We start from the raw sequence: 23,874 nt of genomic DNA, 5'->3' as shown, positions 1-23,874 counted from the left end.
GCAGAGAAATTCTTCACTTTCAACCAGCTCTAGAGCAATGCCGCGACCGGTGAAGCATCTAAACCTACGCGTCGGGGGGATGAACATCGGCATTCAGCAATGGCGAATCAACCAGACTCCGAGTCATGCATGTTGCACCGTGAGGTGCAGGGTGAAGCGTTGACAGGGGAAACCGATGGGCCAGCCATTGAGCCGCGTAATCAGGAATCCGGGATGCCGATGCTGTTATCCGAAGCAGAAGGCAATACGGGGCATGGCGATATACGCCAGTCATGCCCTGATCCTGCGCGGTCGGAGACCCTGTGCACGTTGGGAACGTCCTTCGCACAGAAACTGGGAGATATCAACGTTGCCCGGTGCGCAAGCATCGGGCGGAGCAGGAAAGGCCAAAAACCGTAACCCTGTTGTCCACGTCGCTGAGAAGTCGGATACGTCCGTAGTACCTGAGAAGCCATCGAACAAAGGGCCTGGCCCTGCGGAGATAGTGGAGGAAAAGGACGTAGCCAAGGGGAACACCGACAGGCCCCCCGCGGCCCGGACACTGAGCCTGATCAGTAGCGTGTCGATGGGACTTTAAGGTGTACGTGAAGCAACTCGAAGGAACAAGGGCATATTGGTGAGATCTTCGGTGGCGGGATTGATCGTCGGCTTTTTCATAGCTCTGGCGTTGAAACTGCTCCGATCAAAGTAAAAGTAAGCGCAGAATTGAAGGAGCCGGTTAAGGCTTAAATCGTTCGCGCCCTACGCCGGCTTCGGTCGCGCGGCGCACCACAGCCGCAAATTGCTTAATAGCAAAGTCTTCAGTACCCCCGCGTTTCCAAAGGAGACCGGGGGTTCGAATCGGAGTAGGATTTTCCAGCGCGACGATACTCAAACCCTCGACAACCTCAATAGCCGTCTCACCAACAATACCTGCCAGATCTGTCTGCCTGATCAACTCAATCATTGGCATGATGGTATTCATCTCCGCGACTACCAGAGGCTGTGCACCGCAGGCCCGGAAACATTCGTCCAATTGTTGCCGCGTACTAAACATTTTGGGGAGCAGCGCCATACGCACATTGTGCAGCTCAACCATGCGCACTCGCTTGCGTTTGGCGAGCGGATGATCACTGCGCACTACCAGCACCATTTCCTCGTTGTACAGCGGCTCAAACCATAGATCGTTCGTTCCTTGAGGCCTGTAAGCGATCCCCAAATCCAAGTCACCTGACTCTAGTCGTTCCACAATCTTTGCCTGGGAGAGCTCTTCCGCTGTGACTCTGATGGCTGGGTTAGGCGCAATAAAGCTGGCGATGCATTGGGGTACCAATCGAGTGTTGAAGCTGTAGGTCGCTCCAATTCGGATATTGCCCTCCATCGAACCGGCAGGGGTACTGAGTGAATTAACTGCAACGTCAATCTGGCGCAGCGCCGGCGCGATTTGGGCCAGCAGGTTGTCTCCCGCCTCGGTGATGACTACTCGCTTTCCGATACGATCAAACAGCCGAACGCCCAACTCTTCCTCCAACTGTTTGATCTGATGCGAAAGCGTCGACTGAGTGACGTGGGTTCGATCCGCTGCGCGGGTGAAGTTCAGCGTCTCTGCTAAGGCAGAGAAATACCGCAAGTGCCGGAGTTCCATTAGAGCCTCAATCAGTGATGCCATCGATTGTTTTTATGTAAATTTATCACTTTTCTATGTGGTTGATAGCCCCTAATCTGAGTTCACGCGATCAGAACCGTCACCAGCCAATAACAACAGGGGATACCCCATGGCCGAATTTAATACCGCTGCCCACCTCCAAGAAGTTCTCGACAGCTTCAGCCAATGTGAAGATGCCCGGTTCAAAGAAATTATGACGAGCGTAGTACGGCATCTACACGCTTGCGTTGCCGAGGTGAAGCTGTCTCCCGAAGAGTGGATCAGCACCATCAAATTCTTGACTGCAACCGGCGCCATTTGCACCGATAAGCGCCAGGAATTCATTCTGCTGTCTGACCTGTTAGGCGTGTCCACCCTTACAACTGGTATCAATCAACACCGTGGTGACGACTGCCTGGAAGAAACTGTGGAAGGCCCCTATTACTGGGAGGGCGCGCCTGAATTGCCCTTGGGTGCCGATATCTCAAACGGTGTCTGCGGCGAGAAAGCCTTTTACTACGGTAAGGTTTTGGACGCGGATGGACGCGCAGTGGCGAATGCTCTTCTCGATGTCTGGTCAGGTGACGGTGAAGGCAATTACGACATGCAGCTGCCTGAGCAGACGGAGATGCTAGCTCGCGGCAAGTTTCACACCGATGAGCGAGGTCGCTATTCGTTTTGGTCGATCAAGCCTAGCTACTACCCCATTCCCCAAGATGGGCCTGCAGGCCTGATGCAGGGCAAGCTAGGGCGCCACCCTAATCGCCCAGGGCACATCCACTTCAAGATCAGTGCTGAAGGCTTTTATTCAGTCAATACCCAACTATTTATCGCCAATGGGCCGTACTTGGACTCCGACTGTGTGTTCGGCGTGAAGCCCAGTTTGATCATCGACTACGTCAAGCATCCAGCCGGCATTTCCCCCGACGGAAAACACCTGAACACACCGTACTACAGCGTACCTTTTGACTTCCGGCTGACCGCTGCTTAAGCCAAAAATCTTTCAGGAAACCACACATGAAAATTGGTAAAGAAACAGTACCGCGTAGCGCTATTTGCACCTCAAACGAAGACACTATCGTTGTACGCGGTCTGAATCTTTGTGATGACGTGATCGGCAAGTTTTCGTTCAGCGAATATTTCTTCACGTTGCTCACTGGTAAAAAGCCAAGCGTCTCTACCCTGGCGGTTCTGGATGCCACGCTCGTCGCCATTACCGAGCACGGCCTTGTACCCAGCGTACAGGCAGCGCGAATGACTTACGCCGCTTCCCCCGAAGCTATGCAAGGTGCAGTCGCGGCTGGTCTTTTGGGTTGTGGCTCGGTGATCCTCGGTGCATCGGCGGATGCAGGTGTCCTGCTCGACGAGGTTCAGCAGCGTATCGGTAAAGGCGCCGAAGTGATTGCCGCCGCTCAGGCGGTTGTATCCGAATACCGCGCGGCCAAGCGCCCTCTGCCTGGCTACGGTCATCCGCTGCACAAAGCTCGTGATCCACGGGTTGAGGCGTTGTTCAGTACTGCTGAAAAGGCTGGATCAGACCTCACTTATGTGAAAATCGCAGAAGCTATCGAAAGCGTGATTCCGGACATCTATGGCCGTGAATTGAAACTGAATGTCTCGGCAGCCATTCCATCAGTTCTGCTGGGCGCAGGTTTCCCGCTGCACGCTTTGCGTGGCGTTCCTATCCTAGCGCGAAGCGCTGGCTTGGTTGCCCACCTTTACGAAGAGCAAACCACCCCCATCGGTTTCGCTCTCTCTTATCAAGCCACACGCGAATTTGAATATACCGGTCAGGTTCCTGCCGGGTTCACTTCCCACGATTAAGCGGTAGCGCCAACGCGTTTAGAAAACACGCCTACAAAGATAAAAACGAGGCTTGGTATGAAACAGATTAAATCTGATGTGGTAATTATCGGCTATGGCCCAGTTAGTCGGATGCTGTCAGTAGTTCTTGGCCAACAAGGCCATAGCGTCACCGTCCTGGAACGCCATGCATATGCATACCCGTTGCCTCGTGCTGTTTGCATGGATCACGAGATCCATCGGGCGTTTCAAGCCCACGGCTGTGCGGATGCATTCGCGACGTTTGGTGCCCCATCTCCGCGTTATCAGTGGATGAACCAAGAGTGGAAAACGCTGCTGGATATCGATTGGACTGTCGGCTCTATCTCAGGAGGCCCCGAGGCGTACTTCTTCTACCAGCCGTCGCTTGAAGCAGCGTTGGATGAAAAGGTGCGCTCGTTTAGCAACGTCAATGTCCTGCTTCAACACGAAGCCAGATCATTTACGCACACCGAGGACGGTGTAGTCGTGGAAGTGGTCAACAACCAAACAGGTTGCGCCGTTGAACTGCGTGCCAAGTACCTGATCGGTGCTGACGGTGCCAATAGTGCCGTTCGAAACTCACTGGGAATTGCCTGGAATGATCGCGGCTTCCAAGCTGATTGGCTGGTAGTCGATGTGTTGCTCAACGAAGGGGTAGTGCTTGATATCCCATCAGCAGGCCAATACTGCAACCCAGAAAGGCCTACCACCTTCGTACCAGGTGGCATCAAAGATGGCCGTCCACTGCGTCGCTGGGAAATCATGCGCCTGCCTGATGAGTCTCGCGAGTGCCTGGATGACACTGACTATGTGTGGAGCTTGCTGGAACGGTGGGTGAAACGTGACCAAGCAGAACTGGTTCGCCACGCTGTATACACCTTCCGTTCGTTGGTCGCTGAAAGCTGGAGCCAGGGCCGAGTATTCCTTGTAGGCGACGCCGCTCACACCATGCCTCCTTTCATGGGCCAAGGCATGTGCTCGGGTATCCGTGACGCGCTTAATCTCGGCTGGCGACTGGACATGGTACTCAAAGGGCATTGCGATACTGAATTGCTTGACGACTATGAGGTGGAGCGTAAACCGCACATCACCGACATCATCGATACCTCGGTGTACTTGGGCGAGATCGTCTGTGTTGCCGACAAAAAGCTGGCGGCCAAACGTGATCAAGCGTTCTTCGATGGCACCTTTCCTCCAATGGCCGCCTTCCCGCACCTCAAGCAAGGCACATTGAGCTCGGTGGAGAGCGATTGGGTTGGTCGGTTAGCTCCTCATGCTGAAATCCACGCCCATGGCGCTACGGGGCGCATGGATACATTGCTTGGTACCGGCTTTACGCTGCTGATGAAGAATGCAGATGCGTATGCCACGCTCACAGAGGAAGAGCTCGCGTTGCTGAAATTGATCGATGGTCGTTGTGTGTATCTCAGCGATTTACATGACTCCTCGGTCGACGCCATCCAAGATTTTACCGGCAAGCTCTCGCGCTTTTTCGCTGACACGGGCTTCTCAAGCCTATTGGTACGCCCGGACTTCTATGTATTCGGCGGAGCCAAGGATGCGCGTGAACTTGCGACATTGTTCAGCCAATTACATCGCGCCCTGAGGGTTAAAGATCCGGTTTCCCTGCAGACCAGGACCAACCTTCAAAACCGCGATCGCGCCGCGAGCTGACCCAGCATTCATTCACGAATTACTGCTTCCTTTTTGGGCTAGCACCAGGAGTTTATAAAATGGCCAAGGTTCTCTCGGGCATTCGCGTCATCGAGCAGGGTACGTTCATCACAGGGCCAAATGCTGGCATGTTACTGGCCGACTTGGGCGCGGAAGTTATCAAGGTTGAACAACCTGGTAGCGGTGATCCTTTTCGAGCATTCCAGGGCGGTCTCTACAGCCCCCATTTTCAAACGTATAACCGCAACAAGCGCAGCGTGACGCTGAACACCAAACTGGAACAGGATCTGGCGATCTTTGATCAGATGATCCGCGACGCCGACATATACATTCAGAACTTTCGACCGGGCGCCGCAGAGCGTTTGGGGGCAGGTGAAAAGCGCCTACGCCAAATCAATCCTCGATTGATTTACTGCGCGATCAGTGGATTCGGCCAAGATGGACCAGCATCGAAGCGCCCGGCCTACGACACGGTAGCGCAAGCGGCAAGCGGCTTCCTCAACCTTCTCGTCAACCCGGGCAACCCGCGAGTAGTCGGCCCCGCAATGGCCGACTCCTTGACCGGTTTCTACGCAGCCTACGGCATCTTGGGTGCGTTACATGAACGCAATGCCACCGGTGTCGGTCGCACCGTCGAGGTCTCAATGCTGGAATCGATGTGTCACTTCAACCTCGATGCTTTCACTCACTACTTCTCTGCGGACGAGGTTATGGGGCCATACAGCCGCCCAAGCGTCTCGCAATCTTATGTTCTGAAATGTGCCGACGACAAATGGATCGCACTGCACATGTCGTCACCCGAAAAATTCTGGCAAGGCCTGGCCAACGCGATCGAGCGGCCAGATCTTTTTCAAGACCCGCTCTACTGCAATCGGGAGATGCGTATCAAAAACCAGGAACTGCTGATCGATCTCCTTGGCTCTGCATTCAAGCAATTTGATCGTGCCGAATGGTGTCTTCGCCTAGAGTCTGAAGACGTGCCGCATGCGCCGATGTACGACACCAGTGAAGCACTGGAAGACCCACAGGCCAAACATTTGCGGCTGGAGATCAGCGTACCTCACCCGATACAAGGGCAATGGCGTACCGTTCGTTCTCCCGTCTCGTTCGATGGAGAGCAATCGCTCGAAGTGACTGCCCCACCTTTATTGGGCGAATACGATGCAGAGCTACGCGATAAGTACTGCGCAGCTGAACGCAAGAAGGCCTGACTAAAGTGCTTCAATTCGCAGCGAATATCAGCTTGATGTTTACTGAGTGGTCGTTTTCTGATCGCTTTGAAGCCGCACGTGACGCCGGCTTTGAAGCTGTGGAATTCATGTTTACTAAAGGCTTCAGCGCCGATGAAATCGCCACGCTTCTGGAGCGCAACAACCTGAAGCAAGTATTAGCCAATATGCCCCTTCGCACCGGAACCAAAGGCTTGGCAGCACTGGAAGGCGAACAGCTGAACTTCAAGAGCGACTTCCTGAGTGGGCTTCACTTCGCGGCCATCTGCAAAGCTCCGCTGATACATATGACGGCGGGCGTGGTCGATCGCCAAAACTATAAGCTCGCTTGCGAAGTGTTTAAGGCCAACACATCTTGGGCGGTCGAGAAGGCGGCAAATATTGGGATCACCGTAGTTATTGAGGCCATCAATCAGGTATCGGTACCGAATTACTTCGTGCGGTCATTGAGTGATGTGCGGGAATGGGGAAAGCAGTGTCAAGGCCTTGGTTACATTTTAGATATCTACCATGCGTCGATGGAAAGAAAGGACCCTTTGGAGTTTCTTGACTCCTATTTGCTCCAAGCGGCACACGTTCAGCTAGCAGGGTATCCAGGAAGGAATGAACCGAACAAAGGGGAACTGCCCCTACTTGAAATCGCCGAAGCCCTACGGCTCAACCAATATTCCGGTTGGGTTGGCTGCGAATACATCCCTGCGCACGGGACTCTTGAAGGCCTTGGCTGGATAACCTGTCTCTGACTCAGTTCCACACGGTAACCGAACATGCCTTCGACCCTTTACGACAAACTTTGGCACAGCCATGTTGTGTTCCAAGATGAAAGTGGTGAGTGCTTAATTTACATCGACAGACACCTCATCAATGAAGTCACCAGCCCGCAAGCGTTCGAAGGCCTGAGGGCTGCAGAGCGAAAATCCTGGGCCCATGAAAGCATCATCGCAACTGCTGACCACAACACCCCGACCGAACACTGGGAACGAGGTATCGAAGATCCTCTTGCGCGCACGCAGGTAGAAACACTCGATCGCAATATTCGAGAAAGTGGCTCATTGGTATATTTTCCGTTCCGGGCAGCCGACCAAGGAATCGTCCATGTTGTCGGGCCTGAATTAGGGGCGACTCAACCAGGTATGTCGATTGTTTGCGGTGACTCCCATACTTCAACGCATGGAGCTTTTGCAGCGCTTGCCTTTGGCATCGGCACTTCCGATGTCGAGCATGTATTGGCTACCCAGACCCTGCTAATGCACAAGTCCCTAAATCTCGCCATTAAGATAGAAGGCGAGTTACCCACTGGGGTTTATGCAAAAGATCTGGCTTTGACGATCATTGCTGAGCTTGGTACGGCTGGGGCTACAGGCTACGCCATAGAGTTCATGGGAAGCACAATTTTCCAGCTAACAATGGAAGCCAGGATGACGCTCTGCAACATGGCGATCGAAGCCGGCGCACGTACAGGCCTCGTTGCTGTTGACGACGTGACTATCAGTTACTTGAAAGGTCGGCGATTTTCTCCAGATGATTCGAACTGGAACGCGGCCGTCGATTACTGGCGAACTATGCGTTCTGATGACTTGGCAACTTTTGATCGAACCCTGTACATCAATGCAAGTCGCGTGAGACCAATGGTTACTTGGGGTACATCCCCAGAGATGGTGGTGGACATTAAAGGCCTGGTGCCTAATCCACAAATGGAACCGGATGCTATCAAGCGTCAGGGGTTGGAACGCGCCTTACGTTACATGGACCTTGCACCGGGTACCCCGATGATTGAGATCCAAATCGATAAGGTGTTCATCGGATCTTGCACAAACGCCCGAATCGAAGACCTTCGCATCGCGGCTCACATTGTGAAGGGGAAAAAAGTTGCCGGTAATATTCTGCAGGCATTGGTAGTCCCTGGATCAGGGGCGGTAAAAAGACAGGCAGAATCAGAAGGACTAGATGCTATTTTTCTGGCTGCTGGTTTTGAGTGGCGAGAGCCAGGTTGTTCCATGTGTTTGGGAATGAATTCTGACCGACTCAATCCTGGAGAACGGTGCGCCTCAACTTCCAATCGTAATTTTGAAGGGCGCCAAGGTATGGGAGGTCGCAGTCACCTAGTGAGCCCGGCGATGGCTGCCGTTGCAGCATTGACCGGGCACTTGACCAATGTTGCGGAGATGATGTCATGACGCCATTTGTTAGGGAAACGAGCCAGCTCGCACTTCTGGATCGCAACAACGTCGACACCGACGCAATCTTGCCGAAACAGTTTATGAAGTCGATCAAGCGAAGTGGCTTTGGCCAGCACGCTTTTGATGAGTGGCGGTATCTAGATGTGGGAGAGCTGGGAATGGACTGTACTAAGCGTCCGCTCAACCAAGAGTTTCAACTGAATCAATCGAAGTTTGTAGGGGCGTCGATCCTTCTCACTCGAGCCAATTTTGGCTGTGGATCTTCCCGCGAACATGCCCCTTGGGCACTGCTCGAATACGGATTCAAGGTCATCATTGCCGAAAGTTTTGCTGAGATCTTTCGTGGAAATTGCCTGAAGAATGGGATTCTAACGATCACATTAGATAAACAAATTATCAATCTATTTCTGGAAGAAGTCAGAGTTAGGTCTAGTTATCAAATCACTATTGATCTAGAGGCTCGTACCGTCACCACACCAGATGAGGTTAAGTATTCATTTAGCATCGAATCCAGCGCTCGTGAAAAACTACTGCATGGTTGGGATGATATTGAGCTAACACTTCATAATGCTGATAAAATTCGAGCTTTTGAGGTATCTCGCCGTCGTGCACTGCCATGGCTATATGAGCTGTCAATCAATGATGACAATGGTTAATGCGCGCCATGATGGTAAAAAATTGCCATCGTGATTTTTCCTGAAAGTAAACTGTTTAATAGCAGTTAGCCCCTGGCCCAGATGATTGGACAGTACGAAAGCATCCTGCAGAAAGAATTTTTCTGAAAATGCCTGGCAGAAGTTTGATTTTCTTTTTGTGATTAATCCGGATAACGACAGCACCTCAGGGTGATTGTCGCGCGCCTGGAGCGCCGACTGGCTTGTAGGTAGTAGTTTTTTCAAAAGCCGTAACAAACTCCTCATTCCTCTGACTTTTCCCTGGAAACCGGATGTTCCTGCCGAACGTTTAAAAAAGACGGTTCCAGCTATCTGTCATGGCTGTGGTAGGCGCTCGGTTTCCACCGGGCGCTTCCTTAGACTCCGCCAGATTACATAGTGAAAACGATGCGCTCGCTACCACTTCGTCGCCAGGTCGATTCGACCTCACTCAGTGCAACTGCCTGTGCTTCAATCTTCAGATTAGCTGGCCTTGCCGCCTGCAACAAACGCCCAACTATTTTAACCAGGTCTTCGTTAGAGACACTGCCCAAGCCGCTTCCAGCAATCTCCAGCCCCGAGCTGCGCAGTACTCCTGGGTTCAGTGGCAGCGTAGCCCCGGCCAGCGCGCCAATGTTAACGAAACGCACACGTGGCGCTGCACTTCCGCTTCCATGGCCTACCAGCGCATCAAGAATGCAAGCTGCAGGTTGTCCCCATAGGTAATCCAAGACAATTTCAACTCCTGGCCCCTGCATCTCTTCGCGTAGCGCAGCGGTCAATTGCTCAACCGGCTGATCAAGGCGAATGAAATCATCCGCGCCTAGTGCCCGCAGTTCCGCTTCTACTGCGGGATTACGTGCGGTAGCCACAACTCGCGATGCACCCAGGTGTTTGGCCACTTGAATCGCCAGTCGCCCAGAGGCACCGGCGGCACCGTTGATCAACACTCGCTCGCCGGGCTTGAAGTGGGCACGTTCCTGCAAAGCAGCCCATGAAGACATGCCTGGATTGGCAATTGCTGCCGCGGTAATGTCGTCGATGCCATCTGGCACCGCGACGCAGTATCGAGCATTTACGGAAACGATTTCAGCCATGGCGCCAAGAGGAGCACGAGGAAAGGCGAAGTACACTCGGGTGCCATTTTCAAGCAGACCGATGCCATCGGCGCCGGGCACAATCGGGAGCGTCTTCCCGCTAGTGTAATGCCTGCCGCTAGCTTGGGCGCGTACCAACTGACTGAGTGCAGCCGCACGAACATGCACCAATACTTCACCAGATCCGGCCAGCGGCGCATCAATTTCGTCATAACGTGGTGGTTGGTCGAAGGCATTTACGATGGCAGCTTTCATGTATTTACTCCGAGTCGAAATTAGTATGGTCTGCGTTAGTCGTGACAGGTAGTGTTTGCCGTGTGCTGATGCCTAAAGTCTGAAGCTGCCAGAAGGCAAGTTCGGGTTTGGCTATCGTTTTTTCAACGACGTCCGTCTCAGGTCGCGGCGGATGTCGTCCAGCAGTAATTCATACAATGGTTTCAGTCGAGCGTTGCGCTGCGCATAGATAGCCTCAGGGCTGGGCCTTCCGCTCAAAGTGGCGAGCAACTACTGACTTTCGATTTTTAGAAAGATGAAGTCCGTCCCGAATGTTCAGCCCGATGAGAGTAAGGTTGCTTGCACCGGCCAGAAGCTCCAACCCTTGAACCCAGTAAAATGTCTGATCGAATAATCCGGCCTGGGATCTAAAGTACAAAAAAACTGCGGCGGGCAGCAGAAGGAGCAGGCCAGTTCCAGCGATAAGAGGCATACGCCGACGCTTACTGGCAAGCAGGGGGTTACGGCCTTTTCCCCCCATCGAAAATCCGGTGACGCCGGTGATGGCTATTGTTGGGACAAAGATAAATAGAGCCAGGACGATCGCTTCCTTGACATAGGTTACTGCCTGTTTGGTCATGAAAAGTTCGGAAACAACTGTAGATGCCCAGAAGCTAGCTACTAGGAAAAAACTAAGGAAAGCCGCGGTCGCGTGTATTTTACGCTTCATCTTGACGCTCTAGTTCTTGCGCGAATAGTTCCGCTACCTGCGCAAAAAGCTCGTTTGCTGTATGTAGCGCATGGGGATCGATTGCGGTGGAAAGCCTCTCCGCGTGCTCATTCCATTTTTTCTCAATCTCGCTATAGGTTTGCTGGCCCTGATCAGTCAGTACATATAGAGGGGAGCGCTTATGCATCGGGTTGGTCATTGCCGTAACCAGGCCTTCTTTGGTCAGAAGATTGAGTTGCTTCAACGCGCCTTGCCTTGTTACCCCCATGTTCACTGCTATTTGTGGGATCGTCAGAGGCTGACCCGCAATGGCGATGGCGCCTAGCATTTGCCAGCGTGCGCTTGTTATTCCAAATCCCGCGCTGAACCGATCCCCCCAGGCGAGTAGAAGGCCATTCAATCGAAAGGTAGCCAATGTGAAAGCCGTGACTTGTTTAGCTGCTTCGGAAGTCATGTGCTGTTCTCACCAAAAATAGACGACCATTTTCCATAATGGCAACTGGTTGTCAATGCTGCACGTCTGCTAACGTGAGTGATAGGCATTCATCGTCGCGATAGCACTTATCTTGACTGTCGAGCGGCCAGCGGCTGGGAGCAGTATGAAAAACTAGATATTGACAACCGGTTTCCAATATTGGACGCTGCTCTCAAGCCGCTGATTGGAGATCTTCTTCAACTGGAAGAGCGGCAATAAATGCATACCGTCCGAGGAGACGCTCATGGTTGCCATGGAACCGCTCGATCCACTCGTTCCAATCACTCAACAACTTAATGCCATCGTTTCGCCTGTCGTATTGATCAACATTTTTACAGTTGATGCGGCTGACGTTGACGCGCTACTCGACGCTTGGGAGCACGACGCAAATTGGATGAAAAAGCAGCCGGGATATATTTCTACCCAGCTGCATCGAGGTATTGCCGGCAGTTGCACGTTTCTGAATTACGCCATATGGGAGTCCGTCGAGCATTTTCGTACGGCCTTCACGAGCCCGGAATTTTCGAATTCGCTAGCTGCCTATCCATCCAGCACTATCGCCAGACCGCATCTATTCAGCCGGGTCGCAATGCCGAACCTCTGCACTAGCTGACAGCCTCATGTGTAAGGGCCTGTTACTGAAGATGTGCGAGGCAGTGCATTTCCTGGCAGCGAACAGCTTGCTGACTGCCTCCGCCGCCTATAAATTTGGAGAAGCCGGAAATGCGCGCTGCATTCGTAAGTGAGTTTGGATCCCCACCTGTTTTCGGCGACTACCCAGAGCCGCAAGCGGATGAAGGTGAGATGGTGGTCAATGTTCTCGCCGCGCCACTAAGCCCCATCGTGAAAACTCTTGCTGCAGGTAAGCATTACACAAGTGCTGGCAGCGCTGGCTTCGTGCCTGGGATCGATGGTGTCGGTACTGATGCTGACGGTCGGCGTGTTTACTTCTTGTTCCCCAAATCGCCGTTTGGCTCTATGGCCGAAAAATCGTTGGTATCGTCAGATACGGTAGTGCCAGTGCCAGAAGGCGTTACCGATGAGCGTGCGGCCGCGGTCGTCACAGCAGGAATATCATCATGGGTCGCGCTCACGCTGCGTGCCTCATTTCAGCGCGGTGAAACGGTATTGATTAACGGAGCTACTGGTTCCGCTGGAGGGCTTGCCGTTCAGATTGCAGCATATCTTGGCGCAGACAAGATTATCGTCACGGGTCGCAGCAAGGCGAAGCTGGCTTTGCTGCCAGAAAGTGTCGAAAAAATTCCACTGGATGAGTTCGCCGACGAGGAACTGCGCCGGGTTTTCTCAGGTAAGGTCGACGTGGTATTGGATTATCTTTGGGGAGAACCAGCAAGCCGAGTCATTGCTGCAGCAACCGCTGGCCGCGGCTCGCGGCTTGGAGAGTCCCGGCTTCGCTACATACAGCTTGGTTCGATTGCCGGAGAGACAATACCGATTTCTGCACACTCGCTGCGTAGTTCCGGCCTGGAAATTCTCGGCAGCGGCATTGGTAGTGTTTCGATTCGCGAGCTGGTCGCAGCGGCAGGGCAATTACTTGCCGCTATACCGGCTGCGGGATTCGACACACCCGTGACGACGCTGCCGCTCTCCGCAGTGGCTGAAGCCTGGGATGACGAATCCGACAATCGCCGAATTGTACTTCGCCCGTGAGCTGCCTCCGTATTGAACTTTGCCTGCATGTCCCGATTTCCAATCAAAAGAGAAGCCATCCATGTCCGATACCCTGCTCGTTACTGGTGCTTCAGGCCACTTGGGCCAACGTGTCATTGCTCATCTGCTTGATACTAACAAGGTGCCTGCCAACAAGATCATCGCCACCACCCGCAGCCCCGAAAGCCTAAGTGCTCTAGCGGCCAAAGGCGTCACCGTGCGCAAAGCCGACTTTGATAATGCTGCGTCTCTTAGTACGGCCTTTGCTGGCGCACAGCGACTGCTGTTGATCAGCACGGATACGCTGGGGCGCCCAGGTCATCGGCTGGCCCAACATAAAAATGCGTTGGAAGCGGCTATTAACGCAGGGGTCAAGCACGTGGTCTATACGTCGATGCCGATGCCCAAAAATTCTCCCTTGTTGATCGCGCCCGACCATTTGGGGACCGAGCACGCCCTGGCTGCAAGCTCTCTGACGTGGACCATTCTGCGTAATTGTTGGTACATGGAAAATTTGTTTATGAGCCTGCCGCAAGCTTTGGCTGATGGCAAGTTGTACACCGCCGCAGGTGATGGAAAAATCGCTTACATCAGCCGCGACGATCTCGGCAGGGCGGCCGCCGCCGCCCTGGCTTGCCATAACGGCAACAAGGGCATCTACACCCTAACCGGTTCGGAAGCGTTCTCCACAGAGAACATCGCACGACTGGCAAGCGCCGCAGTCAATAAGCCACTGGACGTGATCCAGGTATCGGTGGAAGATTTGATTCGAGGCATGGTGGCTGGCGCCGGTATACCGGAGGCAATAGCTGTTGAAATAGCTTCCTTTGACACCAATACGAAGGTACATCGTGTGGCTGCGGTGACGGGTGACTTCCGGGCACTCACCGGCATTGCGCCGCAGAAACTCAGCGAATGGCTGGCTGCGAATAACGCCACGCTGGCACGTGCCTGACAGTCCTGTACATCTGTCAGACCTGGCAGAGTCTCCTCGCCATCTTGACGCCGGTGCGACATGTCTGGGATTTTAACGGGCAGCAATGCTGCGTCGATCCAAAGCGGTCAGATCGATGTAATCGTGGTGCCGCCAGGCTATGGTTCATAGGGCTGATCGCTAGTGAGCCGGGATACATGAAATGACAACCCCGGCTCCGCCCTTTGCGCAGATAGCGTCCACCCGTGCGCCCGCGCGATTTCCTTGCAAATCGTCAGGCCCAGCCCTGCGCCGTGATCGCGTCGATGGGAACCACGCCAGAAGCGGGCAAAAATCTGTGTCAATTGATCTCGCTCCACTCCGGAGCCCCAATCGCGTACGGTTAACATATCCGCAGTAAGCTCCACTCGGACCTCCGTTCCTTGCGGGGCGTGCTGAATGGCGTTTTCCAGCAGGTTTTTCACTAGTGTGAAAAGGGCGCTCCGGTCGGCCTGCCATGAGTCCTGCGCATCCATATGACCCGCTAGAACGACGCGCACATCCGCAGCATCGGCCATGCGTTGCAGATAGTTTGCGGCCTCCTTGGCTACCTCCAATACACTCACTGCGGCGAAGCTGTAGTTGTGAGCCTCGCTGGTCTCAGCCAGCAGCAAGAGTTGTTGGACCTGGCGTGTCATGTGCGCGACGTCATTAAGCAGGGCGCCGCGGCCTTGGCAATCTTCTGTCAATTCAATCTGTGCACGGATCAGTGCCAACGGTGTCTTCAGTTCGTGTGCTGCGGTCGCCAGAAATTCCTGCTGCAAGCGGAAGCCGTGCTCTAAGCGTTCAAGCGCACTGTTGAAGCTGCTGACCAGCGGCGCCACTTCGGACGGCACGGTCTTGACCTCCAACCGCGAATGCAACGAACGAGGGGAGATGGCCGCCGCTGACTCCGAAACTTCCCGCAAGGGCTTGAGCGCATAGCCCAATGTAAAGTAGGCGCAGGCACCGAAGACGATGAGCAGCACCAGGCTGAAAAGGACGATGCCGGCCCCCATGAAAGGCCAGGCGAAACCCTCATGAAGCAGTTCCATCAGCCGTTCGCTGGCGGCAAATTGCAAATACCAGATCTTGCCGTCGTGCTCCACAGGGGCGGTGGCGGCGTACATCGTGATGCCTTCTCGCTCGAATTTGAATCGAGAGTGTTCCGATGGATGATGGGTTGCGGCGGGAGACCAGAATGCATCGTCCGTGGAGGCCAGGACGATGTTTGCGTTCGAATCCAGCACGCGGTAGCCGATTTCCTCTTCCAGACTCTTGAAGGTCCAGACTCGATCACCCTCACTGCTGTCGAACCCGCTGGGCCGACCCGCAGCGTCGAACAAGAGCTTGCCGGCCAGTTCATGGGTACGCTCGGCGACGTCCATGGTCAACAGAATATCGTTCCTTGACGTGATGAGCACGAACGCGCCCAGTGCAATCAGCAGAATACTCAATCCCACACCTGCGACGTAGGCAAGCAGTACCTTGAAGCTGATGCTATTGCGCCAAATCGTCTTGACGAAGGGCATAACCCAGGCCTCTCAAGTTGACTATCCGTTGATGGGAGCCGATCGCCAGGAGCTTGCGGCGAATTCGGTGCAGGGCCACGTCGAGGGCGTTCGGCGTCACGGCTTCGCTCAGGCCCCACGCGGCTGCTTCGATGGCGCTGCGACGGACGATTTCGCCGGGCTTGCGCAGCAATAACAGCATGATCTGCATCTCCGCAGGCGCCAACGGGACGCTACCTTCGGCGCTGCACATGACGCCGGTATCGGGTTGCACGCTGAGGTCGCCGTGGGAAGGGGTCAATGGACGACGTTCCACCGGGCGACGCAGCAGTGCCCGCACCCGCGCGATCATTTCGTCCATGGCGAATGGCTTGGGCAAATAATCATCCGCCCCGGCGTTGAGCCCTTCGACCCGATCATGCAGCGCGTCACGCGCAGTCAAGACAAGGCAGGGCAGGCCAAGCCCGGCATTACGCAAACGCTGCAGCAAGACCAGTCCATCCCCGTCCGGCAAGCCCCGATCGAGAATCAGCGCTTGGTAAGGCACCTGCTGGATGGCCGCCCACGCGGCATCGATGCGGCTGATGACGTCGACGGCGATCCCGGCGGTCGACAGGCCTTTGCTCACCAGTTGCGCCAAGCGCTCGTGGTCCTCGACCAGAAGAATGCGGCTCATCAGAAACGGTACAGATAGCCGAACAGCATGCTGTTCTCGGTTGATCGGTCTACCAGCGGGCTGTCCTTGATTTCATCGGAGAGGCTCGTCGCCTTGAGGTCCAGGAACACGGAATGATGATCATCGAACATATAATTTCCACGAACGCCAAGTTCGGTGTTGATGCCGGACTTTCCATCATAGGCGGCTCGATCGACGCGAGCTTCACTTTCGCGAACGCCGAAGTAGTAATCGACATATTTGTCGTCCTGCCATATGGCCGCCAGCCGTGGCGTGAGCATGATGTGCTCGCCAAACTGCCATGACCTCTCCAGGCCCAGGGCGAAGCGCTGCCCCTTGCTGTTACCCGATACGTCGGCCAGCCATTCGGCGCTGACATCGGCCACATTATTGCGCCATTTCACTTTGGCTCCCGCCCAGAAGCCACCTTTACGGTCACTCATGCCATTCAGGATCCGGGCATCATCGTCGTCATAGCCACTGAAATCGTATTCACCCACGATGCTGAATTCGAGCCGTTGGGCGTCGCTAATGTCCAGGCCCGGCAACTTGAGCTCGGCGGTAGGGCCGAATACTCGCACATATTCATTTTCAAAGTAGATCAGCGGTATGACTTGGCTGTCCCGGTCGATGCCTTGGTACGGTTGCTGGCTGCTGGCCGCACCCACGCCAAGTCCCCATTTGGAGCCTTCAGGCTCGGCAGCGCAGGCCGCCATTGAGGAGCACAAGCCAAGCACAAACGCCGAGGTGGCGGCGGTCAACCGAATCGCAATTGAAGTTTTCGAGGTGGGCTGGGGCATGGAACGCATGGCGGTCTCCAGAGTAATAGGATGAAAGCCCCCCTATCGTTGAGAACTTCTTCTTACTGGACACTTACGGTTGGGCCTGGATCACACCCTTTTTGCTAGTAAGAGTTCCGAAAGATTCCTTGTTGGATAGTTGCTGCCTCGAGCAATCGCGCCAAAGCGGAAGTGATTCAACACTCCGCGAGCATTGCCAACACGCGGCATCTTGCGCAGGAATACGATCCCTATGAAAAGAAAAACACGGCATGTCGTTCTGTTTGTCGTGACCCTGGCCTGCGTCATCATCATCGTGATGATGGCCGTTTCGCCTGACGCTGAACACAGCAAGGTTGAGGTGCGCGCCAAGCCTGCGCTCACTGTGTCCGTCACCCAACTTCAATCAACCATGCTGCCGATCCGTATCCTGGCCTATGGCAATGTCATGGCGTGGCAGGAAGCGAGCGTCGGCACCGAAGCCGATGGTTTGCGGCTGGCCGAGGTCAAGGTCAACGTTGGTGATGTGGTCCGGCGGGGCCAGGTACTCGCCGCATTTGCCGCCGACACAGTGGCCGCCGAGCTCGCGCAGCGTCGCGCCGCCACCGCCGAAGCGCAAGCGACGCTCGCCGAAGCACAGACCAATGCGCAGCGCGCCAGGGAATTGCAATCGAGCGGGGCGTTATCCAAGCAGCAGGTTCACCAGCATGTGACGGCCGAACGCACGGCACAGGCGAGGCTGGAGGCGGCCAGGGCGCTCGAACGGATGCAACATCTGCGCGTGGCCCAGACCCAGGTCTTGGCGCCCGACGACGGGGTGATTTCAGCGCGCAATGCCACTGTGGGCGCCGTACTACCCGCCGGCCAGGAGCTGTTCCGTTTGATTCGCGGCAGTCGGCTCGAATGGCGCGCTGAAGTTGCCGCATCGGACCTTGGGAAATTCAGTCCCGGCCAGGTTGCGCAGGTGATTCCGGTTGATGGCGAGGCTATAGAGGGCAGGGTGCGCATGGTCGCGCCCACGGTCGACATGCTAGTGCGCAACGGCTTGGTCTATGTCGACCTCCCCGCAGGGACTGCGGCGCGTGCCGGGATGTTTGCACGCGGCGAATTCGATGTCGGTGCCGAGCGGATGATGACGTTGCCGCAAAGCGCTGTGTTGCAGCGTGACGGTTTCAGTTACGTCCTGCAGGTAGGACCGGAATTCAAGGTGACCCAAGCCAAAGTCAAAGTAGGGCGCCGTATCGGCGATCGCATCGAGATAACCGGTGGTATTGACGGTACGGCCGCCGTGGTAGAAGGCGGAGGAGGCTTTCTCGCCGAGGGTGACCTCGTCCGGGTTGTCCAGGCTCCCCTCAACGTGACACGCGGGAGCGCGCAATGAGCCTGAACGTATCGTCCTGGTCGATCCGAAATCCGACGCCTTCCGTCCTGTTGTTCATCTTGCTGACCTTGGCTGGCGCGATGGGCTTCTGGAAGATGAAGGTCCAGAACTTTCCTGACATCGACCTGCCCATGGTCACCGTGTCGGCCGAGTTGCCCGGTGCTTCGCCCGCCCAACTGGAAAATGACGTGGCCCGCAAGATCGAGGACTCGCTCACGACCGTGCAGGGCGTCAAGCATATCCAGAGCACCTTGACCGACGGCAACGTCAATATCACGGTCGAGTTCCACCTCGAGAAGCCCACCCAGGAAGCGCTTGATGATGTACGTGATGCGGTCTCCCGGGTTCGGGCCGACCTGCCCGCCGACCTGCGCGACCCGGTAATCAGAAAGATCGTACTCGCCGGCTCGCCGATCCTGACTTATACGGTTTCGGCAACGCGCATGGACGACGAAGCGCTGTCATGGTTTGTCGACAACACCGTCAGCAAGGCCTTGCTGGCGGTTCCTGGCGTGGGTGCAGTCACTCGTGTCGGAGGGGAGACCCGGGAAATACGCATCGACCTGGATCCAGTGCGCCTGCTGGCGCTGAACACCACGGCCCTGGACATCTCTCGTCAACTTCGCTTGGTCCAGCAAGACGCCTCCGGCGGTCGTGTGGACTTGGGCGGTATCGAACAAATGGTGCGTACTCTCGCCACGGTGCAGTCGGCTGAAGAAGTCGCCTCGCTTGACGTGACCTTGAGCGACGGCAGGCGTGTCCGGCTCGACCAGATTGCGACGGTTTCCGATACCGTCGGCGAACCCCATTCTGCGGCGCTCCTGGACGGCGAGCCGGTGGTCGGCTTCGAAATCGTGCGGGCAAAAGGTGCCGGTGAGATAGAGGTTGATAAAGGTGTACGTGCCGCCCTGGAGGTGCTCAAAACCCGTCACCCCGAAATCACCATCACTCAGGCATTCAACTTCGTCGACCCGGTAATCGAGAATTACGAAGGATCCATGCACTTGCTTTACGAGGGGGCGGCGCTTGCAGTGCTGGTGGTGTTCCTGTTTCTGCCGGATTGGCGAGCGACCATCGTTTCGGCTGTCGCGTTGCCGTTGTCGGCGATACCGACCTTTGCAGTGATGCATTGGATGGGGTTCACGATCAACACCGTCACGCTGCTGTCGCTGTCCCTGGTGATCGGCGTGCTGGTGGACGACGCCATCGTTGAAGTCGAGAACATCGGGCGTCATTTACAGATGGGCAAGAAACCCTATCAAGCCGCCATGGAAGCGTCCGACGAAATCGGCCTGGCGGTGATCGCCACGGCGTTCACGCTGATCGCAGTGTTCCTGCCCACCGCTTTCATGAGCGGTACGGTCGGCAAGTTCTTCGTCCAGTTCGGCTGGACGGCGGCGACGGCGGTGTTCTTTTCCCTCGTCGTTGCCCGCCTGCTGACGCCGATGATGGCGGCCTACCTGATGCGCGCACCGAAAAGGCCTGCTCGCGGGACAGCCTGGTGGGTGAACATCTACCTGTCCTGGGCGGGCTGGTGCCTGCGCCATCGTGCCGTGACCACCATCAGCGCCGTTACCTTTTTCGCCGCAGGGCTGATGCTCGCGGCAGTGTTACCGGGCACCTTCATCCCGCCGGATGACGATTGGCAGACCCAAGTAACTGTGACGCTTGCACCCGGCAGCAAACTGGGCGACACCCTGGTGCTCGCCGAGCAGGCGCGGGAGATTGTCGAGCAAAACCAGCACGTCAAAAAGGTCTATACCGCCGTGGGTGACGGTAGCGCCGGTGCTGACCCAATAGAGCAGGCCGGCGGCAATGTCGCCAATGTCCGCACGGCGGTGCTGACGCTTAACCTGACGCACCGCAACGACCGACCGGGACTGACCAAACAGCAGATCGAAAACCAGCTGCGTGAATCGCTTACCGTACTGCCTGGCGCGCGCATCAAGGTCGGCATGGGCGAATCGGAAAACTATGTGCTGGTGCTTGCCGGTGAAGACGGTGCCTTGCTCACCCGTCATGCGCGGCAGGTGGAACGTGAACTGCGTACCCTGCCGGGCGTCGGTGCCGTGATCTCGACCGCCAGTTTGATGCGCCCTGAGCTGGTGGTTCGACCCGACTTCGCCAGGGCCGCCGACCTGGGCGTTACCTCGAGCGCCATTGCCGACACGCTGCGCGTTGCCACCTTGGGAGACTATGATCAGGAACTTGCCAAGCTTAATTTCAGCGAGCGGCAGGTACCCATCGTCGTGCGGCTGACCGACGCCGCTCGCCAGGATCTCGAGACGCTGAAGCGTCTGCCGGTGCCCGGTGCGCGCGGTCCGGTAGCGCTGGAAAATGTCGCGACGCTTGAGATCGCCAGCGGCCCGGCGCAAATCGAGCGTTACGACCGCATGCGTAACGTCAATATCGAGATAGATACGAATGGACAGCCGTTGGGCGAAATAGAGCAGGCTGTGCTTGCCCTGCCGAGCTTGCAAAACCTGCCGCCCGGCCTGATGCAAACTTCGGTTGGCGATGCCGAAGCAATGGGTGAGCTGGCCTCGGGATTCGGCGTGGCGATGCTGACCGGGGTGTTGTGTATCTACATGGTACTGGTTCTGCTGATGAAGGACTTCATGCAACCGGTGACGATCCTTGCGGCCCTGGTGCTCTCTGTGCCAGGAGCCTTCCTGGCGCTATTTGTCACCGGATCGACATTGTCCATGCCCTCGATGATCGGCCTGATCATGCTGATGGGTATCGCGACGAAAAATTCTATCCTGCTGCTCGACTACATCATCCTTGCGCGTCGAGACCATGGCCTGAGTCGCCACGAAGCGATCATCAACGCGTGTGGCAAGCGCGCACGGCCAATCATCATGACAACCATCGCGATGGGCGCAGGCATGATGCCCATCGCACTCGGCTGGGGAACCGACCCGAGCTTCCGCGCACCGATGGCCATCGTGGTGATTGGGGGACTGGTCACCTCGACTGTGCTGAGCCTGCTGGTCATTCCGGTGGTGTTTTCCTATGTGGACGATGGCGCGCAGTGGTTGTACAAACGCATCCGCAACGTTCCCGCGCGGGCTGATGACGGGCCTGATGAATCAATTGGTTTAAACAATCAAGTGGGGGTTGAACGCTGATATTTTTAGTTAGGGGGCAAGGAGCGAGACCGTTTACTCGCGACGGCAAGGGCGACCATGACGCGATCTAGAAGTTGGGTTCCTGGTTGGGTAACTTCGACGGCGCCAAGGGCCTGGTGGTGTTGGGGCATGCGGGCGAGGACACGTTTCTCACCCAGGCCGAGCAAGCCTGGGTGATTCAGAGCTTCAAGGAATTGGTCGGGGGGGGGGGCGAACCCCGATCATTAGACATTACTGGAGAAGGCACCCAAGCGGCAGCCGAAGAAGCCCAACGTGTGGTTGACGCAGGTGCCAGCGCAAGCTTGGTTTATCCCTCTCATGGCTGGCTGCGTTTTGGTTACCAGAAGGGTGCCGCACAGGACGATTAGGGAACGGTCCTGGCAGTTGCGTTACGATCTGGATTTCGCCGGTCATGACATGCCGGGTTTGTCGTTGATAACGCGTTACGTCAAGGCGATAACGTAAGGCTGCAACGCGTCGATGACGGATCGGAGTGGGTCCGTGAAAGTGAGCTTGGGTATGTTGTCCAGAGCGGCAGCCTGAAAAACATGGCCCTGCGCTGGCGCAATGCAAGTGTGCGTCGGGGGTTCAGCAGCGCGGATTACGATGAGAATCGCTTGATCATCAGTTATCCCTTGGGAGCCCGCTAGAAGTCCGCACGTGGAACTCTCAATTGAATGGCCGATGAAAAAGGCAGAGCTGGTGTGTATGCACCTGGTTGCTGATGGTTACCCATCAGCAACCTGACCTCTAGGTGATGGAGGAGGGTACCCGTTAGATCGTCACTCTTCGGAAATCCTCAAGCAACATGACCAGATAGGCGAGAAAGCGTCCCGCTTCGGCGCCATCTACTGCCCGATGATCCCATGCCAGGGACAAGGGCAATTGCAAGCTTGGCTGGAACTGCTTGCCGTCCCAGCGCGGTTGGAGCTCAGAGCGGCCAACCCCCAGGATCGCCACTTCTGGCGCATTGATGATGGGGGTGAAATGGCCGCCGCCGATACCTCCCAACGAAGAAATGGAGAAGCAGCCGCCCTGCATTTGCGCCGGAGAAAGCTTGCCCGTTCGTGCCAACTTCGACAGTTCCGCCATTTCTTCCGCCAACGCGGCGATACCTTTGCAATCTGCATTCCGGATGACAGGGACTACCAAGCCATTAGGCGTATCGGCTGCGAAACCGATATGGAAATAATGCTTCTGCACCACTTCTTCGCCGTCCAGACTGACGTTAAATTGCGGGAAGCGTTTAAGTGCCGCGACGCAGGCCTTAATCAAAAAAGCCAGTAAGGTGATCTTGGGGGCTCCGTCAGCAGCTTCTTTATTCAGCAGGATACGAAAAGCCTCCAACTCGGAAATAGAGGCTTGGCTGTGGTTGGTCACATGCGGAATGGTCACCCAGTTGCGATGCAGGTTGGCCGCCGAAATTCGCTTGATACGTGACAGCGAGCGGCGTTCAACTTCACCGTATTGGCGGTAGTCCACCTGGGGCCACGGCAGGACATTAAGCACAGTTCCAACTTTACCCGGAGCCATTTCAATACGTTCGCGCTCCGTTTTGACAAAGCTCAGAACATCCTCTCGAAGAACCCGCCCATTAGGGCCACTAGCAGAAATGTTGTCGAGGTTCACCCCTAGCTCGCGCGCAAGCTTGCGCACCGCTGGGCCCGCCAGTGCTGGCTGCGTCAGTTGACCGTTATCGGGCGGGGCAGTCCGCTCTGTGGCGGCTGATGGTTGAGCAGGAGGCACCTGCACTTCAATGTCCACATCGAGCGATGTTGGACTTTGCAGGGGACTTGGCTCGATAACGGGACTTTGCGTTATCGAGCCAGGTTCAGTCTGCTCGATATGAGCAATCACACTGCCTTTAGAAACCTTGTCTCCGGCTTTGATAATAACTTCACGGATCGTACAGGACTGTGTGCTGGGTACGTCCATGACTGCCTTGTCGGACTCCAGGACGATAAGTGGTTGCTCGATTTCAACGATATCTCCGGCTTTGATGAGGACTTCTACGACGGGCAATTCTTTGAAATCGCCAATGTCTGGAACCACCAGTTGCTGCATTATCATTCTC

General features: G+C 55.7%; 22 protein-coding genes and 1 pseudogene. 14 read left to right on the top strand and 9 right to left on the bottom strand.

The features are described from left to right. Positions 1-718: 718 nt before the first annotated feature. Entirely contained in the window at positions 719-1,648 is a 930-nt protein-coding gene (locus tag MEB48_RS04870) for a LysR substrate-binding domain-containing protein (protein WP_237882411.1), read from the bottom strand. A 106-nt stretch (positions 1,649-1,754) separates the two neighbouring features. Between MEB48_RS04870 and MEB48_RS04865 the strand changes: the two genes are divergently transcribed. Genes MEB48_RS04865 through leuD form a run of 7 tightly spaced genes read left to right on the top strand, consistent with a single transcriptional unit; the run spans position 1,755 to position 9,187 of the window. Next, positions 1,755-2,615, top strand: a complete 861-nt coding sequence (locus MEB48_RS04865; RefSeq protein WP_237882409.1) for a dioxygenase family protein — start codon at positions 1,755-1,757, stop codon at positions 2,613-2,615. A 26-nt stretch (positions 2,616-2,641) separates the two neighbouring features. Continuing rightward, positions 2,642-3,448, top strand: a complete 807-nt coding sequence (locus tag MEB48_RS04860) for a citryl-CoA lyase (RefSeq protein ID WP_237882407.1) — start codon at positions 2,642-2,644, stop codon at positions 3,446-3,448. A gap of 57 nt (positions 3,449-3,505) precedes the next feature. Beyond that, entirely contained in the window at positions 3,506-5,122 is a 1,617-nt protein-coding gene (gene mhpA / locus MEB48_RS04855; protein WP_237882405.1) for a bifunctional 3-(3-hydroxy-phenyl)propionate/3-hydroxycinnamic acid hydroxylase MhpA, read from the top strand. 59 nt (positions 5,123-5,181) lie between these two features. Continuing rightward, the gene (locus MEB48_RS04850; protein ID WP_237882403.1) at positions 5,182-6,333 is read left to right on the top strand and encodes a CaiB/BaiF CoA transferase family protein; all 1,152 of its coding nucleotides are present in this window, start codon (positions 5,182-5,184) and stop codon (positions 6,331-6,333) included. 5 nt (positions 6,334-6,338) lie between these two features. After that, positions 6,339-7,094: a hydroxypyruvate isomerase family protein gene (locus MEB48_RS04845; protein WP_237882401.1), complete on the top strand. Its 756-nt coding sequence runs from the start codon at positions 6,339-6,341 to the stop codon at positions 7,092-7,094. A 24-nt stretch (positions 7,095-7,118) separates the two neighbouring features. After that, on the top strand, positions 7,119-8,528 hold the full coding sequence (gene leuC, locus MEB48_RS04840) for a 3-isopropylmalate dehydratase large subunit (protein ID WP_237882399.1): 1,410 nt from the start codon (positions 7,119-7,121) through the stop codon (positions 8,526-8,528). Next, positions 8,525-9,187: a 3-isopropylmalate dehydratase small subunit gene (gene leuD / locus MEB48_RS04835; protein ID WP_237882397.1), complete on the top strand. Its 663-nt coding sequence runs from the start codon at positions 8,525-8,527 to the stop codon at positions 9,185-9,187. Before leuC ends, leuD begins: the two co-directional genes overlap by 4 nt. Here the strand turns inward: leuD and MEB48_RS04830 are convergent. The 4 genes from MEB48_RS04830 to MEB48_RS04815 form a co-directional block, all read right to left on the bottom strand. Further along, positions 9,164-9,430 (bottom strand): hypothetical protein, encoded by a 267-nt coding sequence (locus MEB48_RS04830; protein WP_237882395.1) that lies wholly within the window; start codon positions 9,428-9,430, stop codon positions 9,164-9,166. The two genes, leuD and MEB48_RS04830, sit on opposite strands and share 24 nt — an antisense overlap. 146 nt (positions 9,431-9,576) lie before the next feature. Then, complete coding sequence (locus tag MEB48_RS04825) at positions 9,577-10,536, bottom strand: quinone oxidoreductase family protein (protein WP_237882393.1); 960 nt, start codon at positions 10,534-10,536, stop codon at positions 9,577-9,579. Positions 10,537-10,750: 214 nt separating this feature from the next. Then, a complete protein-coding gene (locus MEB48_RS04820) occupies positions 10,751-11,224 on the bottom strand; it encodes a hypothetical protein (protein WP_237882391.1) in 474 nt (157 codons plus the stop codon). Next, the gene (locus tag MEB48_RS04815) at positions 11,214-11,678 is read right to left on the bottom strand and encodes a MarR family winged helix-turn-helix transcriptional regulator (RefSeq protein WP_237882389.1); all 465 of its coding nucleotides are present in this window, start codon (positions 11,676-11,678) and stop codon (positions 11,214-11,216) included. The genes MEB48_RS04820 and MEB48_RS04815 overlap by 11 nt, the downstream gene beginning before the upstream one ends. A 265-nt stretch (positions 11,679-11,943) precedes the next feature. On the opposite strand from MEB48_RS04815, the gene MEB48_RS04810 reads away from it, so the two are divergent. The 3 genes from MEB48_RS04810 (at position 11,944) to MEB48_RS04800 (ending at position 14,325) form a co-directional block, all read left to right on the top strand. Continuing rightward, positions 11,944-12,312 (top strand): antibiotic biosynthesis monooxygenase family protein, encoded by a 369-nt coding sequence (locus MEB48_RS04810; RefSeq protein WP_237882387.1) that lies wholly within the window; start codon positions 11,944-11,946, stop codon positions 12,310-12,312. Between the two features lie 110 nt (positions 12,313-12,422). Then, positions 12,423-13,370, top strand: coding sequence for a quinone oxidoreductase family protein (locus MEB48_RS04805; protein WP_237882386.1), 948 nt, complete (start codon positions 12,423-12,425; stop codon positions 13,368-13,370). 61 nt (positions 13,371-13,431) lie between these two features. Beyond that, positions 13,432-14,325: an SDR family oxidoreductase gene (locus tag MEB48_RS04800; RefSeq protein ID WP_237882384.1), complete on the top strand. Its 894-nt coding sequence runs from the start codon at positions 13,432-13,434 to the stop codon at positions 14,323-14,325. Between the two features lie 137 nt (positions 14,326-14,462). On the opposite strand, the gene MEB48_RS04795 is transcribed toward MEB48_RS04800, so the two are convergent. From MEB48_RS04795 to MEB48_RS04785, 3 genes are read right to left on the bottom strand one after another with little or no spacing between them, the layout of a single operon-like run. After that, a complete protein-coding gene (locus MEB48_RS04795) occupies positions 14,463-15,854 on the bottom strand; it encodes a sensor histidine kinase (protein WP_237882382.1) in 1,392 nt (463 codons plus the stop codon). Then, complete coding sequence (locus tag MEB48_RS04790; protein ID WP_237882380.1) at positions 15,823-16,509, bottom strand: response regulator transcription factor; 687 nt, start codon at positions 16,507-16,509, stop codon at positions 15,823-15,825. The genes MEB48_RS04795 and MEB48_RS04790 overlap by 32 nt, the downstream gene beginning before the upstream one ends. After that, positions 16,509-17,270 (bottom strand): MipA/OmpV family protein, encoded by a 762-nt coding sequence (locus MEB48_RS04785; RefSeq protein WP_237882378.1) that lies wholly within the window; start codon positions 17,268-17,270, stop codon positions 16,509-16,511. Before MEB48_RS04785 ends, MEB48_RS04790 begins: the two co-directional genes overlap by 1 nt. Positions 17,271-17,541: 271 nt before the next feature. On the opposite strand from MEB48_RS04785, the gene MEB48_RS04780 reads away from it, so the two are divergent. From MEB48_RS04780 to MEB48_RS29330, 4 genes and pseudogenes are all read left to right on the top strand, one after another. Further along, positions 17,542-18,669 (top strand): efflux RND transporter periplasmic adaptor subunit, encoded by a 1,128-nt coding sequence (locus MEB48_RS04780; protein WP_237882376.1) that lies wholly within the window; start codon positions 17,542-17,544, stop codon positions 18,667-18,669. Beyond that, on the top strand, positions 18,666-21,800 hold the full coding sequence (locus MEB48_RS04775; RefSeq protein WP_237882374.1) for an efflux RND transporter permease subunit: 3,135 nt from the start codon (positions 18,666-18,668) through the stop codon (positions 21,798-21,800). Before MEB48_RS04780 ends, MEB48_RS04775 begins: the two co-directional genes overlap by 4 nt. A 74-nt stretch (positions 21,801-21,874) precedes the next feature. Next, on the top strand, positions 21,875-22,168 hold the full coding sequence (locus tag MEB48_RS04770; RefSeq protein ID WP_237882372.1) for a hypothetical protein: 294 nt from the start codon (positions 21,875-21,877) through the stop codon (positions 22,166-22,168). Next, positions 22,119-22,450 (top strand): annotated as a pseudogene (locus MEB48_RS29330) (OprD family outer membrane porin). Before MEB48_RS04770 ends, MEB48_RS29330 begins: the two are co-directional and overlap by 50 nt. A 124-nt stretch (positions 22,451-22,574) precedes the next feature. Here MEB48_RS29330 and MEB48_RS04760 read toward each other — a convergent pair. After that, positions 22,575-23,864 (bottom strand): 2-oxo acid dehydrogenase subunit E2, encoded by a 1,290-nt coding sequence (locus MEB48_RS04760; RefSeq protein ID WP_237882370.1) that lies wholly within the window; start codon positions 23,862-23,864, stop codon positions 22,575-22,577. Between the last annotated feature and the right edge of the window lie 10 nt (positions 23,865-23,874).

The organism is Pseudomonas sp. PGPR40, assembly GCF_022014505.1.
Lineage (GTDB): Bacteria > Pseudomonadota > Gammaproteobacteria > Pseudomonadales > Pseudomonadaceae > Aquipseudomonas.
This window is presented reverse-complemented; position numbering and strand designations above follow the sequence as displayed.

What these genes read in the sequence shown, in the direction of transcription:
- MEB48_RS04780 (WP_237882376.1), top strand. Translation starts at nt 17,542, where the DNA reads ATGAAAAGAAAAACACGGCATGTCGTTCTGTTTGTCGTGACCCTGGCC.
- MEB48_RS04860 (WP_237882407.1), top strand. Translation starts at nt 2,642, where the DNA reads ATGAAAATTGGTAAAGAAACAGTACCGCGTAGCGCTATTTGCACCTCA.
- MEB48_RS04825 (WP_237882393.1), bottom strand. Translation starts at nt 10,536, where the DNA reads ATGAAAGCTGCCATCGTAAATGCCTTCGACCAACCACCACGTTATGAC.
- MEB48_RS04865 (WP_237882409.1), top strand. Translation starts at nt 1,755, where the DNA reads ATGGCCGAATTTAATACCGCTGCCCACCTCCAAGAAGTTCTCGACAGC.
- MEB48_RS04795 (WP_237882382.1), bottom strand. Translation starts at nt 15,854, where the DNA reads ATGCCCTTCGTCAAGACGATTTGGCGCAATAGCATCAGCTTCAAGGTA.
- MEB48_RS04810 (WP_237882387.1), top strand. Translation starts at nt 11,944, where the DNA reads ATGGTTGCCATGGAACCGCTCGATCCACTCGTTCCAATCACTCAACAA.
- mhpA (WP_237882405.1), top strand. Translation starts at nt 3,506, where the DNA reads ATGAAACAGATTAAATCTGATGTGGTAATTATCGGCTATGGCCCAGTT.
- MEB48_RS04760 (WP_237882370.1), bottom strand. Translation starts at nt 23,864, where the DNA reads ATGCAGCAACTGGTGGTTCCAGACATTGGCGATTTCAAAGAATTGCCC.
- MEB48_RS04850 (WP_237882403.1), top strand. Translation starts at nt 5,182, where the DNA reads ATGGCCAAGGTTCTCTCGGGCATTCGCGTCATCGAGCAGGGTACGTTC.
- MEB48_RS04800 (WP_237882384.1), top strand. Translation starts at nt 13,432, where the DNA reads ATGTCCGATACCCTGCTCGTTACTGGTGCTTCAGGCCACTTGGGCCAA.
- leuD (WP_237882397.1), top strand. Translation starts at nt 8,525, where the DNA reads ATGACGCCATTTGTTAGGGAAACGAGCCAGCTCGCACTTCTGGATCGC.
- MEB48_RS04815 (WP_237882389.1), bottom strand. Translation starts at nt 11,678, where the DNA reads ATGACTTCCGAAGCAGCTAAACAAGTCACGGCTTTCACATTGGCTACC.
- MEB48_RS04790 (WP_237882380.1), bottom strand. Translation starts at nt 16,509, where the DNA reads ATGAGCCGCATTCTTCTGGTCGAGGACCACGAGCGCTTGGCGCAACTG.
- MEB48_RS04870 (WP_237882411.1), bottom strand. Translation starts at nt 1,648, where the DNA reads ATGGCATCACTGATTGAGGCTCTAATGGAACTCCGGCACTTGCGGTAT.
- MEB48_RS04820 (WP_237882391.1), bottom strand. Translation starts at nt 11,224, where the DNA reads ATGAAGCGTAAAATACACGCGACCGCGGCTTTCCTTAGTTTTTTCCTA.
- MEB48_RS04775 (WP_237882374.1), top strand. Translation starts at nt 18,666, where the DNA reads ATGAGCCTGAACGTATCGTCCTGGTCGATCCGAAATCCGACGCCTTCC.
- MEB48_RS04805 (WP_237882386.1), top strand. Translation starts at nt 12,423, where the DNA reads ATGCGCGCTGCATTCGTAAGTGAGTTTGGATCCCCACCTGTTTTCGGC.
- leuC (WP_237882399.1), top strand. Translation starts at nt 7,119, where the DNA reads ATGCCTTCGACCCTTTACGACAAACTTTGGCACAGCCATGTTGTGTTC.